This window comes from Flavobacterium sp. 83 (genome assembly GCF_000744835.1).
Taxonomy (GTDB): Bacteria; Bacteroidota; Bacteroidia; order Flavobacteriales; family Flavobacteriaceae; genus Flavobacterium.
Genome location: NZ_JQMS01000001.1, coordinates 421466 through 437150, shown reverse-complemented (window position 1 = coordinate 437150; position 15685 = coordinate 421466). Strand labels below are relative to the sequence as shown.

At 33.9% G+C, this 15685-nt stretch carries 11 protein-coding genes and 1 tRNA gene; 7 read left to right on the top strand and 5 right to left on the bottom strand.

Annotated features, from left to right (window positions below; all coding sequences use genetic code 11):
• Window positions 1-26 precede the first annotated feature (26 nt).
• From T410_RS02040 to T410_RS02020, 5 genes are all read left to right on the top strand, one after another.
• Entirely contained in the window at window positions 27-1484 is a 1458-nt protein-coding gene (locus tag T410_RS02040) for a glycoside hydrolase family 30 beta sandwich domain-containing protein (RefSeq protein ID WP_035668235.1), read from the top strand.
• Between the two features lie 33 nt (window positions 1485-1517).
• The gene (locus tag T410_RS02035) at window positions 1518-3266 is read left to right on the top strand and encodes a cellulase family glycosylhydrolase (RefSeq protein WP_035673958.1); all 1749 of its coding nucleotides are present in this window, start codon (window positions 1518-1520) and stop codon (window positions 3264-3266) included.
• Window positions 3267-3331: 65 nt separating this feature from the next.
• On the top strand, window positions 3332-5557 hold the full coding sequence (locus T410_RS02030) for a glycoside hydrolase family 3 N-terminal domain-containing protein (RefSeq protein ID WP_035673955.1): 2226 nt from the start codon (window positions 3332-3334) through the stop codon (window positions 5555-5557).
• Between the two features lie 946 nt (window positions 5558-6503).
• On the top strand, window positions 6504-7259 hold the full coding sequence (locus T410_RS02025; RefSeq protein ID WP_035668233.1) for an NUDIX domain-containing protein: 756 nt from the start codon (window positions 6504-6506) through the stop codon (window positions 7257-7259).
• A gap of 283 nt (window positions 7260-7542) precedes the next feature.
• On the top strand, window positions 7543-9462 hold the full coding sequence (locus T410_RS02020) for an amylosucrase (protein ID WP_051929334.1): 1920 nt from the start codon (window positions 7543-7545) through the stop codon (window positions 9460-9462).
• Window positions 9463-9542: 80 nt separating this feature from the next.
• Here T410_RS02020 and T410_RS02015 read toward each other — a convergent pair.
• From T410_RS02015 to T410_RS02005, 3 genes are all read right to left on the bottom strand, one after another.
• A tRNA-Val gene (locus tag T410_RS02015) sits at window positions 9543-9617 on the bottom strand.
• 206 nt (window positions 9618-9823) lie between these two features.
• A complete protein-coding gene (locus tag T410_RS02010) occupies window positions 9824-10618 on the bottom strand; it encodes a hypothetical protein (protein ID WP_035668230.1) in 795 nt (264 codons plus the stop codon).
• A gap of 117 nt (window positions 10619-10735) precedes the next feature.
• Window positions 10736-11971, bottom strand: a complete 1236-nt coding sequence (locus T410_RS02005; protein ID WP_035668228.1) for a folylpolyglutamate synthase/dihydrofolate synthase family protein — start codon at window positions 11969-11971, stop codon at window positions 10736-10738.
• A 130-nt stretch (window positions 11972-12101) separates the two neighbouring features.
• Here T410_RS02005 and T410_RS02000 point away from each other — a divergent pair, with 130 nt between their 5' ends.
• Complete coding sequence (locus T410_RS02000) at window positions 12102-12797, top strand: MotA/TolQ/ExbB proton channel family protein (RefSeq protein WP_035668226.1); 696 nt, start codon at window positions 12102-12104, stop codon at window positions 12795-12797.
• 1 nt (window position 12798) lies between these two features.
• Entirely contained in the window at window positions 12799-13194 is a 396-nt protein-coding gene (locus tag T410_RS01995; protein WP_035668225.1) for a biopolymer transporter ExbD, read from the top strand.
• Window positions 13195-13319: 125 nt separating this feature from the next.
• Here the strand turns inward: T410_RS01995 and T410_RS01990 are convergent, their stop codons facing one another.
• Window positions 13320-14219 carry a hypothetical protein gene (locus tag T410_RS01990; RefSeq protein WP_035668224.1) on the bottom strand — a complete coding sequence of 300 codons (900 nt, stop codon included), beginning with the start codon at window positions 14217-14219 and terminating at the stop codon, window positions 13320-13322.
• 193 nt (window positions 14220-14412) lie between these two features.
• The gene (locus T410_RS01985; protein WP_035668222.1) at window positions 14413-15639 is read right to left on the bottom strand and encodes a Glu/Leu/Phe/Val dehydrogenase dimerization domain-containing protein; all 1227 of its coding nucleotides are present in this window, start codon (window positions 15637-15639) and stop codon (window positions 14413-14415) included.
• Window positions 15640-15685: the final 46 nt, after the last annotated feature.

Genomic DNA, 15685 nt, shown 5'->3' with positions numbered 1-15685 from the left:
AAAATAACATACATAATATTCATAGAATGAAAAAAATCACAACAGCTGCACTTTTAGCAGTGTCTTTTTTGGCTCTTGCTCAGCAAAAAAGTAAAATACAATCGAAGCCCTTTTTAACAAATAACAAGACAGTTACCGTCTATACTACAGCAGAAGGGACCGATTTAAGATTAACAAAAACAGATAATTTACAATTCACGGACTTAAAACAACCTCAAGAAACGCAACTGTGTGTTTTTGTGAATCCAAGTAAAACCTTTCAGACATTTTTAGGTATTGGTGGAGCAATTACGGATGCGAGTGCTGAGGTTTTTGCCAAATTGACTAAAGAAAATCAGAAAGAATTCTTAGAAGCTTATTATGATAAAGAAAAAGGAATTGGATATTCAATAATAAGAACGAATATTCACAGCTGTGATTTTAGTTCAGGAAGTTATACTTATGTCAATGAAGGTGATGCAGCACTAAAGAGTTTCAATATTGAGCATGATAAAGAATTTAAAATTCCATTAATCAAAAAGGCAATTGCAGCAGCGGGAGGTAAGGCTACATTGTATGTAACTCCATGGAGTCCACCAGCTTTTATGAAGGATACTAAAAGCATGTTGAAAGGTGGTAAATTATTGCCTGAATTTTATCAGTCTTGGGCTAATTATTATGTGAAATTTATTAATAGCTACCAAAAAGAAGGAATTCCAGTTTGGGGATTGACAATTCAAAATGAGCCAATGGCGAAGCAAACTTGGGAATCCTGTATTTACACGGCCGAAGAAGAACGCGATTTTCTGAAAAATTATTTGGGACCAACATTGAAAAAAGCGGGACTTGGAGATAAAAAAATTACAGTTTGGGATCACAATAGAGATTTATTAGCACAAAGAGCAAGTACAATTCTAGATGACCCAGAAGCGAATAAATATGTTTGGGGAATTGGTTTTCATTGGTATGAAAGTTGGAGTGGAGGAGAATCCATGTTTGAAAATGTTGGAAAAGTTCACGAAATGTATCCTGACAAAAACTTAATGTTCACAGAAGGCTGCGTTGAGAAATTTGATTATAAAAAATTACAACTTTGGGCAAACGGGGAACGATATGGGGAATCTATGATTCACGACTTTAATAATGGAACGGTAGGCTGGACAGATTGGAATGTTCTTTTAGATGAAAATGGTGGTCCAAATCATGTAGGTAATTTTTGTTTTTCTCCTTTACATGCAAATACAAAAACAGGGGAGTTAATCTATACGCCTTCTTATTATTTTATTGGTCATTTTTCTAAATTTATTGGTAAAAGTGCAAAAAGGATAAGTAGTGTTTCCAGTCAAAGTTATTTAATGACTACTTCATTTTTAAATCAAGATGGTAAAGCCGTAACGGTGGTTATGAATAAAACAGATAAGAAGTTGAAGTATAATTTGTGTATTGGAACTAAAGCTACCGAAATTTATATTTTGCCTCATGCTATTCAAACATTAGTTTATTAAATGCCGAAAACGGTTTGTTTTAAAACCTTCTTTATGAAAAAAATAGTTTTGTTATTCCTTATTTCTTTATCAGTTTCTTCCTTCGGCCAAGGATTTTTACATAGAAATGGACAAAATATTGTCGATGGAAATGGACAAAATGTGGTGTTGCGTGGTTTAGGATTAGGCGGATGGATGGTTCAAGAAGGATACATGCTGCAAACCGGTTCGTTTGCAGGTTCACAACATGCAATAAAACAAAAAGTCGCAGATTTAATTGGTGCAAAAAACACGGAGAAGTTTTATGACGCCTATAAAGCAAACGGAATTACAAAAAAAGATATAGATTCACTGGCAGCTTGGGGTTTCAACTCTATTCGATTGCCAATGCATTACAACTTGTACACATTGCCTATTGAAAAAGAAGCGGTTTCGGGTCAGAATACTTGGCTTGATGAAGGTTTTAAAATGACGGATGATGTATTGAAATGGTGTGCTGCCAATAAAATATATTTGATTTTAGATTTACATGCAACTCCTGGAGGTCAGGGAAAAGATGCCAATATCTCAGATTATGATGATTCAAAACCATCACTTTGGGAAAGTACGGCAAATCAGGATAAAATGGTGGCGCTTTGGAAAAAATTAGCGTTGCGTTACAAAGATAATCCTTGGATTGGAGCCTATGATATTATCAATGAACCCAATTGGAATTTCACGGGAACGAATCAAAATGGATGTGATGAAAAGTCTAACGCGCCTTTAAGAGCGTTGCAAGTCAGAATTACAAAAACCATAAGAGAAGTAGATACCAATCATTTAATTTTTATAGAAGGAAATTGCTGGGGAAATAATTACAATGGGATGTTTCCGCTTTGGGACGATAATATGGCGTTGAGTTTTCATAAATATTGGAACGATAATGATACGGCTTCGATACAAAACATGTTGAATTTTAGAACGCAATACAATGTGCCAATTTGGTTGGGTGAAAGTGGTGAAAACTCTAATGTATGGTTTAAGGAAGCAATCGCTTTAGTAGAAACAAATAATATAGGTTGGGCTTTTTGGCCAATGAAAAAAATTGAAAATTTAGCGGGAGTTACTTCGGTTACAAAAACACCGGAATACGAGCAATTATTGCAATATTGGGCTGCCGGAGGAAAAAAACCAACAGTAGCTTTTGCTAAAAAAGCATTAATGCAAATTGCCGAAAACTACAAAATGAAAAATCTGACCATCAGATACGATGTGATTGATGCGATGTTCAGACAAGTGCAAACAACCGATACTAAAAAATACAAAAATCATACTTTGCCAGGGAAAGTATTCGCTACTGAATATGATTTGGGCCAAAATGGATTTGCTTATTTTGACAAAGATGTCGCCAATTATGACGGTACTAAATTTACCAAATGGAACAAAGGTGGCGCCATGAGAAATGATGGGGTTGATATTCAATCTTGCAATGATAAAATTACGAATGGTTTTCATGTTGCCTTTATTGAAGATGGCGAATGGCTGCAATACACAGTTGAGGTGAAAGCTAAAACTACTTTTGATGTTGTCGTTCGATATGCAAGTGAAGTAGCGGGTGGAAAACTTTATTTAGAGGATGAAAATGGGCAACTTTCTGAAACCATTACTATTCCATATTCTGGAGGAAAAAATAATTGGCAAACGATAACTTTGAAAAATGTGGTTTTAAAACAAGGCACGAATAAAGTCAAAGTACATTTCGAAAAAGGAAATTTCAATTTGAACTTTTTAGAATTTAAAAATCCAAGCGAATTAAAAAAATAGAAGACCATTTCCTGATTTTTGGATTATGGGATATGAATTTGAATAAAAAAACACAGTACTTAGAAATGAAAAAAATAGTAACAACAGCACTTTTATTGACCTGCTTTATTGCGTTTTCTCAGCAAAAAACGATTGACCAGAAGGTAGACGCTTTGCTAAAGCGAATGACTCTTGAAGAGAAAATAGGACAATTAAATCAATATACAGGAGATAATGCTGCGACTGGACCAGTGACTATAAATCCGAATAAACAATCGGAGATTAAAGCAGGTTTAATTGGTTCTATGTTGAATGTTTTGGGAACACAACACACGAGACAATACCAAGAATTAGCGATGCAGTCGAGATTGAAAATTCCTTTGTTGTTTGGCCAAGATGTTATTCATGGGTATAAAACTACTTTTCCACTTCCATTGGCGGAAGCCGCAAGTTGGGATTTAGATGCGATGGAACTTTCGGCAAGAATTGCTGCAACTGAAGCATCAGCAAGTGGAATTCATTGGACATTTGCGCCCATGGTGGACATTTCCCGTGATCCGCGTTGGGGAAGAGTGATGGAAGGTGCTGGTGAAGACACTTATTTAGGTTCGAAAATTGCCTATGCGAGAGTGAAAGGTTTTCAAGGAAAATTGGGTGATGTCAATTCGGTAATGGCTTGCGTGAAACATTTTGCGGCTTATGGAGCTGCTGTTGGCGGGAGAGATTATAATTCGGTTGACATGAGCGAAAGAATGCTTTGGGAAACGTATTTGCCACCTTTCAAAGCGGCTTTGGATGCTGGAGCTGCAACATTTATGAACTCATTCAATGACCTGAACGGAATTCCGGCAACAGGGAATAAATATTTGCAAAGAGACATCTTGAAAGGGAAATGGAATTTTAAAGGTTTCGTAGTTTCGGATTGGGGTTCAATAGGAGAAATGATCAACCACGGATATGTAAAAGACAGTAAAGAAGCGGCATTAGCTGCTATAACTGCTGGAAGCGATATGGACATGGAAAGTAATGCGTACCGATATAATTTGGCACAATTGGTAAAAGAGAAAAAAGTGCCAATTGCGCTAATTGATGATGCGGTGAAAAGAATTTTACGAAAGAAATTTGAACTTGGATTGTTCGAAGATCCTTATAAATACTCGAATTCGGAAAGAGAACAAGCAGCATTGAACAATCCGGAACACAGAAAAGCAGCTAGAGAAATTGCGGCAAAAAGTATTGTGTTGTTGAAGAATGAGAAAAGTGTTTTACCAATTTCAAAACAAACAAAAACAATTGCTTTTATTGGCCCTTTGGTTAAAGAACGCAAGCAAAACATGGGTTTTTGGTCTGTAGAATTACCGGAAGTGGATTATGATAAGCATGTCATTTCACAATGGGAAGGTTTGCAAAATAAAGTTGGGAATACTGCCAAATTGCTTTATGCCAAAGGTTGTGAAATTGAAGGCGATAACAAAGATGGTTTTGCCGAAGCAATCGCTGTTGCGAATCAATCGGATGTTGTGATTTTAAGCATTGGAGAAAGAAGAGATATGAGTGGTGAAGCAAAAAGCCGCAGTAATCTCCGTTTGCCGGGCGTTCAGGAAGAGTTGATAAAAGCAATTCAAGCAACTGGAAAACCTGTTGTGGTTTTAATCAACGCGGGAAGACCGCTTATTTTTAATTGGACTGCGGATAATGTTCCTGCAATTTTGTATACATGGTGGTTAGGAAGTGAAGCAGGAAATGCGATTGCTGATGTTTTGTTTGGCGATTACAACCCTTCGGGGAAATTGCCAATGTCTTTTCCCAGAGAAGAAGGTCAGATTCCTATTTATTACAATCATTTTAACACAGGAAGACCAGCGAAAAATGAAAATGAAACAAATTACGTTTCTGCATATACTGACTTAAAAAACAGTCCGAAGTTTCCTTTTGGATATGGTTTGAGTTATACCGCTTTCGAATATTCAAATTTGAAATTGTCTAAAAATAAAATTAAAAGTACTGAGAAAATTACGATAACATTAAATGTAACCAATTCAGGAAAAGTAGCTGGTGAAGAAGTTGTTCAGTTATATTTGAGAGACAGAGTAGGTTCAGTAGTACGTCCAATTATTGAATTGAAAGATTTTCAAAAAATAAAACTGAATGCAGGGGAAACTAAAACGGTTCAGTTTACTATTGACAAAGAAAAATTATCTTTTTATAATGCTAATTTGCAATGGGTTGCTGAGCCTGGAGATTTTGATGTAATGATTGGTTCGTCTTCTGCGAATATTCGTTTACGAGACAGTTTTGAATTAATGAAGTAATAATAACAGAAAGAACACGGCTTTTTTTAATAAAAATAAGGTTTTATAAGTAAGTGGTTATGATAGTACTAGGAGGGTTTGTTTCTTAAATTCTTTGTTTTTGTGTAAATAAAAAGGAATTAATCTTGTGTTTTAATAGTAGTTTGGGCTTTATTGCTCAAAATTAATATATTTGACGTAGTATTTTTTTAATGAATCGCACTTGCTATAATGTTGAAATTGATGTAGGTAAGAATAAAAAAAGTATTGACTCTTAATTGATTTTCCTTATGAACTTGTAGTAATAGTATTAAATATAGGAAAATACATTTGACAAGAGGGAATTTAAAAAAGAGGTTGACTTACAAGGCAGCCTCTTTTAAATTCTGTTTCAATACTTTTTTAACAACAATTAATTAACAATTTTTGCAAATACTTTTGGTTAACAGCTTTCAATAGTATATCTAGATTTTCGCTTCTAAGTTTACCTCAAGATGAATAAATTTATATGCTAACATTGCTTCTAAAAATGAAGCTTTTTTATCTTCAGTTTATTATGTTTTTTTAGAACACTTAGAACATTTTCTTCTCACAGTTAAATTTTAGTTTCATCTCTATTTTTTATTTTTATACAAAAAATGGATTTTCAACTAATTATAAATAATAATATTTTCTTAATCTTTAATTTAGCTCTTTTTTAGAGAGTTATTCATTGTTATTAAAACAGTTGTGTTATTTTGACGCAATGTACATTTTTTTTTGATTTACAATACATTTTACTTGATTTTTTTATATTTCTTTCATGGAATATTTTTTAGTTGATTTTGTGGGAGTATGTCTTATTATTGTACAGTGTTATTTCTTTATTCAAAATTAATTTTGAAAACTTGGCATTCATTTTTTTCTTAAAAAAAATGAACTAAATTGCAACTCTTAAAATGATATAAATTTAATACTAGAAAAACACATGTTAAAAAAAGTTTTAGATAACAGGGAAAATTATCAACCAGGTTTGTCGATAGATTGTGTGATTTTTGGGTTTCATGATAATCAGCTTAAGGTATTATTGATAAAAACAAAATACAATGACAAATGGGGTTTGCCAGGTGGTTTTGTGCCTATTGATGAAGATATCGATCAAGCGGCAATTACTGTTTTACATGGCAGAACTGGATTAGAAGGGATTTTCTTGAGGCAATTTTCTACTTTTGGAGCTGTCAAAAGAAATGACAAACATTTCAATACCCGAGTTTTAAATTTTTTCGAGATTCCGATAGAAGAAGGAAAATGGTATGCCAGTCGCTTTATTACAGTTGGATATTATGCTTTGGTAGATTTTTTAAAGACAGTTCCGCAGCCAGATGGGAATAATGAAATTGTGGAATGGGTTGATCATTATGCCGTCCAAGATTTAATTTTGGATCATAAAGAAATTTTGGATAAGGCATTAGAGACTTTACGAATGGAATTGAATCTAATGCCAGTAGGTTATAATTTGCTTCCCGAAAAATTTACGATACCTGAATTGCAAAAATTATATGAAACTATATTGGGCAGAAAGCTAGATCGAAGAAATTTTCTTCGCAAAATAACTTCTATAGGGATACTCACAAAACTAGATGAAAAAAAGGGTAATGTTGCTCATAAAGCTCCAAATTTATATAGCTTCGACCAAGACAAATACAATGAAGTTGTAAGAAATGGCTTGCATCAAGGTTGGTAATTTTTTATGCTCTAAGATTGATTTAAAAGGATTATATGTATTGGTGTGAAATGCATCCATTGAACTAATAAAAAACACAAGAGGCTGTCTGTTTTAGGTAGCCTTTATGCTTTAAAATAATAATGAAAGAATGAGTTTCTTTAATAAAAAAAATAGGTTTGAAATAAGAAAAATTTTTTTTCACCGTTCATTTTTTATTATATTTAAAATCAATTTATCGTTAAAAATGAACTTCATGTTATTTTAAGATAAATAATGGTAATTATGTAAAATTTTTATAAATATGCAACAGGCTGAAAAGTTATCAAAATTGAATATTTTCTTGGAAGATAAAAAAATTAAAGACAAGAATTTTCATTTAAGATTGGGAGCCAATTTTCCAATTATTAGTGATTTATATCAAAATTTATATGCCAATAGTCCTTATAAAGACGAAGGATTTGATTTATTATTGAAATCTTTGGTCAAGAATTTTGAGGAGCGTTCTGCTATGCAAAAGAAACGTGACTTGACGCGAGTTTCTAACCCTAATTGGTATTCCAGTGAGAAAATTGTTGGGATGATGTTGTATGTTGATCTCTTTAATACTGATTTTAATGGATTGAAAGAGAAAATTCCTTACTTCAGAGATTTGGGAATTAACACAGTGCATCTGATGCCTTTTTTGGATGTGCCGGAATTTGAAAATGATGGCGGTTATGCAGTGCGTAATTACCGTGAGGTTAATCCTAAATTTGGAACAATGAAGGATTTTGAAGCTTTGGTATATGAGTTTCAAAAAAACGACATGAATTTAATTATGGATTTTGTGCTTAATCATTGTGCAGATCATCATCAATGGGCTGTTGAGGCTCGTAAAGGGCATCCGAAGTACAAAGATTTTTTCTATTTTTTTCCAGACAGAAATTTACCGAATGCTTATGAACAAACCATGATTGAAATCTTTCCGGATACTTCTCCTGGAAATTTTACATATTTACCAGAGAGTAATCAATGGGTAATGACTTTGTTTTATGGGTATCAATGGGATTTGAATTATAAAAATCCAATGGTTCTGGTAGAAATGATAGACACCATGTTGTTCTGGTCCAATAAAGGAATAGATGTTTTTCGGTTAGATGCCGTAGCTTTCATGTGGAAGGAAATAGGGAAGTTTAATCAAAATCTGCCAGAAGTTCATCTTTTGCTTCAGCTCTTTAAATTGTGTGGTCAAATTGTGGCTCCGGGTGTTGCTTATATTGCTGAAGCAATTGTGGCTCCAGAAGAAATTATAAAATATTTTGGGCAAGGAATAGCTCAAGGTGATGAGTGTGATATTGCCTATAATGCTAATTTTATGGCATTGAGTTGGGAAGCTTTGGCTACACGAAATACTAATTTACTTAAAAAATCTATCAATGCAGTTCCTAAAAAACCAAGAAATACAACATGGATAAATTATGCCAGATGTCACGATGACATTGGGCTGGGATTTGATGATAAATTAGTTCTTGAACTTGGATTAGACAGCTTGCAGCATCGCCTGTATATTTTGAAGCATTATTGTGATGGATTTAATGGAAGTTTTGGATTAGGACAGCGTTTTATGATTGAACATGAAACGGGTAATGCCCGTATCTCTGGTTCTATGGCAGCATTATGTGGCTTTGAAAAAGCATTAAAAGAAAATAATCAAGAACAAATTCAACTAGCGATAAAACGAATCAATTTGCAGCATGCCATTATTTTGTCTTTAGGTGGTTTGCCAATGATTTATAGTGGAGATGAGGTGGCTCTTCCAAATAATTACGATTACTTGAATGATGAAAGTAAAAAATACGATAACCGTTGGTTGCATCGTTCTAAAATGGATTGGAGTTTAGTTGAAAACATAGAAGATTCGTCATCGCCACAAGCTCAAGTATACAATAAGTTAAAACAATTAATTGAAATTCGGAAACAAACCCCAGCTTTCGCAGATAATAATGATTTAGAATTTATTGATTACGAGAATACACATTTGTTAGTATATAACAAAACGGACAACAAAGGGGAGAAGATATGTGTTATTGTAAATTTTTCTGAATTTGATACTGTTTTTGAAAGAAGTTTGTTTGCTGATTTGAACGAAAGTAAATTATTCAATTTAATAACAGGAAGTGAAATTGAGATTCGCGAAAAAAACTTTATAGGTGCTTATGATGTATTGTGGCTAAGGAAGTAATAAGTCAAAGATTAATTCTAAAATTAGACCGCTCACTATGAGACATAAAAAAACTCCATTATTTCTAATGGAGTTTTTTGTGGGCGATGAGGGGTTCGAACCCCCGACCCCCTCGGTGTAAACGAGGTGCTCTGAACCAGCTGAGCTAATCGCCCTTCTACAATTTAGTAATTTTCATTTCCTTATTGCGAGTGCAAATATAAGCTTGTTTTTCGCTTATCCAAAATATTTTCGCACAAATTTCAATATTTTTTCAAAGGAATTTATATTTAATTGGTATTTAGTTTATTAGGTTTGACATATTTTTCAAATAAACTCCATCTTGCAATCTGTAAACGGAGTTTATTTGAAAATTTATAATTTATTTGGATAGTGAAGGTTCGTTGTGATAAATAAAATCACCGTGTATACCGGTAAAAGCTTTATTTAATCCATCAAAAAAAGCTTTTCTATCTTCTTCTTTTGGCCAAGTTGTTTTTATTAACTCTGTTTGTTTGTCGCTGGATTTTTCTAAATCGGATAAAGAGTTGTAGTAAAAGGCTTCAAGAAAATCCCTGCTGTCTGATCCCCAAGCATGACGATTTGGGTAATATCCTTTAATATAAGGATTGTTCATAGTTATTTTTTCATTGAATTCCTTTAGGCCTTTCCCTTGTCCATTCAGGGACATTTGAGACTTTCTTATATAGACTACCATTGGCTCTTTTGAAACAGGTTTGAATTCTTTGGTACCGTTAACGGAAGAATAAATTTCATCAGAATGCATTGGGCCATAATACGTATTGTATTTGTCAAAAAAAGCTTTTCTGCTGTTTTCATCTGGCCAGCCTTTTTTAATTAACTCATTAGAAACATCGTTTGCTTTTTCGATATCTTCCCAAGTTTTAAAAACGGATACCAATAAAACCTCAGAGCTATTTTCGGTGAAATAATGATTTAGAATTTCCGAGCCAATAATTAAATCGTTCTTACTGGTAACTTTGTCAAAATATTCCTGTTCGGTTTGTTTCCAGTCTTTCCTATCCGTATCTAAATTTCTGTGTAATGTTGTCACCGTAATAAATACAGGTTTTGGGTCTTCTTGAGCTAACATTCCGATGCTTAGCATGAATGTTAAAATTAACAATCTCACTGCTGAATTGTCTTTCTTTTTCATAATAGTTTGAGAATTAAGTGATTAATAAATAAAAATAGTCACATAAATTTAACTAATTATGAGTCAAGCAGTTGCGTGTTTTGATAATTTATTTTGTGGGATAATTATCGTTCAAAGTTAAATCCCAGTATTTAAAGGTAATTCGGCTACTACAAACGTACTACCGCCAATAAAAATAAAATCATTTTTTGTAGCATTATTCTTAGCGGACATGTAAGCTTCTGTTACAGAAGAGTATGTGTTTCCGTTAAGGTTGTGTTTTTTTGCTTTTTCTTGTAAAATAGTAGTGTCTAAACCACGGGGAATGTTTGGTTTACAGAAATAATAAATAGCATTTTCTGGGAATAAAGGCAAGACTTCATCCAAATCTTTATCATTTACCACTCCAAGTACAATATGCAATTTTTCAAACGTTTCTTTTTGAATTTGGCTCAGGACAATTTCTAATCCGTTTTTATTGTGTGCCGTATCGCAAATGACTTTAGGAAATTCGCCTAGTTGTTGCCATCTTCCTTGAAGTCCTGTATTTTTTACCACTTGCAACAAACCGGATTTAATGTTCTCTTGACTAATTTTGAATTCTTTTTGCTCGTTTAAAATAGCAATTGTTTGTATCGCGTTTTTTTTATTATGCAGCTGATAATCACCAATTAAGTCGGAAGAATAGGTTTTTGTGATTAAATCAGAAGCAAAATAGATTTCCGAGTTACATTCATTGGCTTTGGCCAAAAAAACTGGTTTCGTTTCAGGAGTGTATTCTCCAATAATTACGGGAATATTTGGTTTGATGATTCCTGCTTTTTCAAAAGCAACAGCTTCAAGTGTGTTACCAAGAAATTGCGTGTGATCCAGTCCAATATTCGTAATAACCGATACAAGTGGCGTAATGATATTGGTAGCGTCCAGTCTTCCACCCATTCCAACTTCTATAATGGCGATGTCTACTTTTTCTTTTGCAAAATAATCAAAAGCCAATCCAACGGTCATTTCAAAGAAACTCATGTCGTTTGCTTCAAAAAAAGCTTTGTGCTTATTTGTAAAGTCGGTTACAAAATCTTCGGAAATTTCAATTCCATTGATTTTAATCCGTTCTCTGAAATCTTTTAAATGAGGCGAAGTGTATAGTCCCACTTTATAGCCCGCTTCCTGAAGTATCGAAGCCAGCATATGGGAGGTAGAACCTTTCCCATTAGTTCCTGCAATATGAATGCATTTTAGTTTTTCTTGGGGGTTATCAAGATGAGCTATTAGTAAATGAGTATTGGTTAAATCTTTTTTATAGGCCGAAGCGCCCTGAAGTTGGTACATCGGGAGTTGACTAAACATCCAATTTATAGTTTCCTGATAGTTCATTTTTTTTAATAAAATAGTTGTTGTTTAAAATATTTTTCGATTTTTTTAGTTTAATATTAGATCGAAAAGTATCTTTATTGCAAAATTGAAATAATTTTTAGAATTAATGAGTAAAAATCAATAATAATATATGTTTAGTTTTATACAATTACAGGCCGACACTATTGCTAATGCTGCGTCAAACGTGGTAATCGAGAAAATTGCTCCAAATACTGAAATTTCTGTTTTGGAATTTATTTTAAAAGGAGGGTTCTTCTTAATACCAATTTCAATCCTATTATTCTATACTTTTTATTTGATTATAGAACGTACGTTGTATATTAATAAAGCATCAAAAATTGATAGCCGTTTGATGTTAGATATTAGAGATAATCTAAATTCAGGTAATTTGGATATGGCACGATCTATTGCCGAAAGAAGCAATACGGCTTCAGGTAATATTATTAAAGAAGGAGTCTTGGTTATTGGTAGGCCAATTGCTGAGATTGAATCTAATATGGATCGCGCTGCCGATATTGAAATTGGGGAAATGGAGAAGTATTTAGGTCAATTGGGTCTTATTGCAGGTATTGCGCCAACATTAGGATTTATTGGGACTATTTCTGGGGTAATTAAAATATTTTATAGTATTTCAGTTACTGAAAATATTAGTATTGGTAATATTTCTGGGGGTTTGTATGAGAAAATGATCAGTAGTGGTTCTGGATTATTGGTTGGTATTATCGCTTATAGTGCGTACCACTTATTAAACGGAAAAATTGATAATTTTGCTTTAAAAATTCAAAAACAAATATTGGAATTCGTAAATATTATTCAAAGATCGTAACATGTCTATAAAACGAAAAAGAAGATTTCATGCCGAAGTGGCTACTTCGTCATTAAGTGATATTATGTTTTTCTTGTTGTTATTTTTTCTTATTATATCCACTTTGGCGAATCCAAATGTTATAAAAATGACATTGCCAAAAGCAAAAGCAAACGAGAAAACCAACAAGCAATACATCAGTTTGTCAGTTACGGAAGATAAGAAATTCTATATCGACAAACAACCAGTAGCATTTGAAGAGTTAGAAGCGACTTTGATGTCTAAAATGAATAGTGAAAAGGATCAAACCGTTGTGGTAAGAATTCCGTTTAATTTGCAAGTGCAGGATTTAGTTGATGTATTGCAAATAGGAGTAAAGAACAATTTGAAGTTTGTGATTGCCACCAGTCCAAAGTAAAAAAATGGTTTAGAACCTGACTTTTCTGTTTAAATTGATTTGAATAGTACATTGATTATATAAAAAAAATGCTTCGACTTGTCGAGGCATTTTAGGTTTGAATTATTTTGATTTGCAATTTATTCTTAATTCAAATTGAAATTGTAGACAATCTTGCCGACTTGTTTTTCTGGGGCATCACTGCTGGCGTCCCATTTAGTGTTCATTGCTGCGATTCTAGCTTGGTCCAGTAAACATCGCGCGGTATTAGTGGTTCCTTTTATGCCAGCAATTGCGTTTATGGTTCTTCCATTTCTATCTACAGAAACTTCTACAACTACTTTTCCTTCTTCGTTGCAGGTGTATTTTGGAGCGGGTTTTGAAACTGCTTTTCTGTTTCCCAGCGAGTAACCGCTACCGCCACCAGAACCACTTCCGTTTCCTCCACCGTTACCAGATCCGTATCCGCTTCCGGTTCCTATTCCGTTTCCAGTACCATTTCCGCCACCCGTTCCTCCTCCGGAACCGCCAGTTCCATAATAACCATTTGAACTTAAACTTCCGTTTGATTTTCCTTTATTTCCGGCTGCTTTGTCATCGCCATCACCGCCTTTGTTGGAACCTTTTAGAATACTGGATAATGCATCGTTAGTATTGTTAGAAACTTTGGGTTTTACAACCACCGGTTTTGGTTCTTCTTTTACAACAGTTATTGGTTTTTTAGGTTTCTCTTTTTGTGGAATGACAACACTTTCTTCTGTGGTGTTTTCCTGGGATAAGATAGCTTCTTGGGGTATTGTTTTTGTTGGTGTTTGTTTGGTTTGATTTTTTACTTCTAGGACTTCACTTTTATAATTCGCTCCTGAACCTAAATCGCTATCTCCAAAATTCACTGTAACGCCACCACCTCCGCCACCTCCGGCAAGTTCAGCCATGTTTGCTGGTGGCCAAAAGCGTATGAAAAATAAAATCAACAACATTGTCGCATACAAAAGAATGGATATCGCTAAAGATTTCTTTTGGTCTGATGAAATGGTGGAACTCATTTGTATTTTAAATTTAAAAAAGTGTATTACTAAAAAACGTTGAAAAGTACTAAAAATTGTCAAGAGTAAAAAGCTACGGACAGAATATAAATAAGTTTACTTTTGTTTAAAATTAAAAAAAAGGAACCGGGATTGAATAGATGTTGCATAATCTACTTAATCCCGGTTCAAATATGTTTTATGAATGCTATTCTTAAGTAAGCTGTTTCAATGCAATTTCGAAAGCAGTTGCACTAATATTTGTTTTGCTAGGATTCAAATCATGTGCTTTTTCAATTGCCTTTTTAATGGTTTCTGATGTGTCTTGAAAGATGGCTTCATCCGTCATTTGTACTTTCTTTTCCATGAAATAAGCAAAAACTCTTGCCATTCCACAATTCGAAATAAAATCAGGAATTAAACTCACTTTATGATCTACGTCTTCCATAATTGGGCCAAAAAATATTTCCTTGTCGGCAAAAGGAACATTAGCGCCACATGAAATTACTTCAAGACCATTAGCGATCAAGCTGTCAATTTGAGATTGAGTTACTAATCTGGAAGCAGCGCAAGGAGTGAATATTTCAGCACCAATTGTCCAGATTTTTTGATTGATTTCTTCAAAAGGGATTATGTTTTCGGCAACCAGTTTGTTTCCGTCTTTAGCAAGGAATAATGCTCTTATTTCTTCGAAAGAAAAACCTTCTTCATTAATTAGTCCGCCATCTCTATCAATAATTCCGATGATTTTTGCACCCATTTCGGCCAAATAAAATGCTGCAGCTGAACCTACATTTCCAAAACCTTGGACAATGGCTTTCTTGCCTTTTACATCTCCGCCATAAATAGTATAATAATTACGAACTGCTTCGGCAACGCCAAAACCGGTAATCATATCTGCAATGGTATATTTTCGAGAAACATCCGGTGAGAATTTCGGATTCTCAATTACTTTAACCACACCTTGACGCAATTGACCAATTCTGTTGATTTTATCCGCTTCGGTAGGTTTGAAATGCCCGTTAAAAACGCCTTCTTGTGGATGCCAAACACCACATTCTTCCGTCATGGGGATTACTTCATGAATTTCATCTACATTCAAATCGCCTCCGGTTCCGTAATAACTTTTCAATAAAGGAGAAACAGCTTTGTACCAACGTTGCAAAACGCCTTTTTTCCTTGGATCATTCGGGTCAAAATTAATTCCGGATTTAGCACCGCCAATAGCAGGTCCTGAAACCGAAAATTTCACTTCCATTGTTTTTGCCAAAGACAAAACTTCATTCATATCCAATCCTTTTCTCATACGGGTTCCACCGCCAGCGGCGCCACCACGAAGTGAATTAATCACAGTCCAACCTTCGGCTTCGGTTTCAGCATCTTTCCAATGGAAAACTATCTCAGGTTCTTTATTTTCGAATTTCTTTAATAAATCTTTCATTTATTGCGATATGTTTAATTTTGACAAATATAAAAAATAGAATAAT

Coding starts and splice junctions, on each gene's coding strand:
- T410_RS02040 (WP_035668235.1), top strand. CDS start 27: ATGAAAAAAATCACAACAGCTGCACTTTTAGCAGTGTCTTTTTTGGCT.
- T410_RS02035 (WP_035673958.1), top strand. CDS start 1,518: ATGAAAAAAATAGTTTTGTTATTCCTTATTTCTTTATCAGTTTCTTCC.
- T410_RS02030 (WP_035673955.1), top strand. CDS start 3,332: ATGAAAAAAATAGTAACAACAGCACTTTTATTGACCTGCTTTATTGCG.
- T410_RS02025 (WP_035668233.1), top strand. CDS start 6,504: ATGTTAAAAAAAGTTTTAGATAACAGGGAAAATTATCAACCAGGTTTG.
- T410_RS02020 (WP_051929334.1), top strand. CDS start 7,543: ATGCAACAGGCTGAAAAGTTATCAAAATTGAATATTTTCTTGGAAGAT.
- T410_RS02010 (WP_035668230.1), bottom strand. CDS start 10,618: ATGAAAAAGAAAGACAATTCAGCAGTGAGATTGTTAATTTTAACATTC.
- T410_RS02005 (WP_035668228.1), bottom strand. CDS start 11,971: ATGAACTATCAGGAAACTATAAATTGGATGTTTAGTCAACTCCCGATG.
- T410_RS02000 (WP_035668226.1), top strand. CDS start 12,102: ATGTTTAGTTTTATACAATTACAGGCCGACACTATTGCTAATGCTGCG.
- T410_RS01995 (WP_035668225.1), top strand. CDS start 12,799: ATGTCTATAAAACGAAAAAGAAGATTTCATGCCGAAGTGGCTACTTCG.
- T410_RS01990 (WP_035668224.1), bottom strand. CDS start 14,219: ATGAGTTCCACCATTTCATCAGACCAAAAGAAATCTTTAGCGATATCC.
- T410_RS01985 (WP_035668222.1), bottom strand. CDS start 15,639: ATGAAAGATTTATTAAAGAAATTCGAAAATAAAGAACCTGAGATAGTT.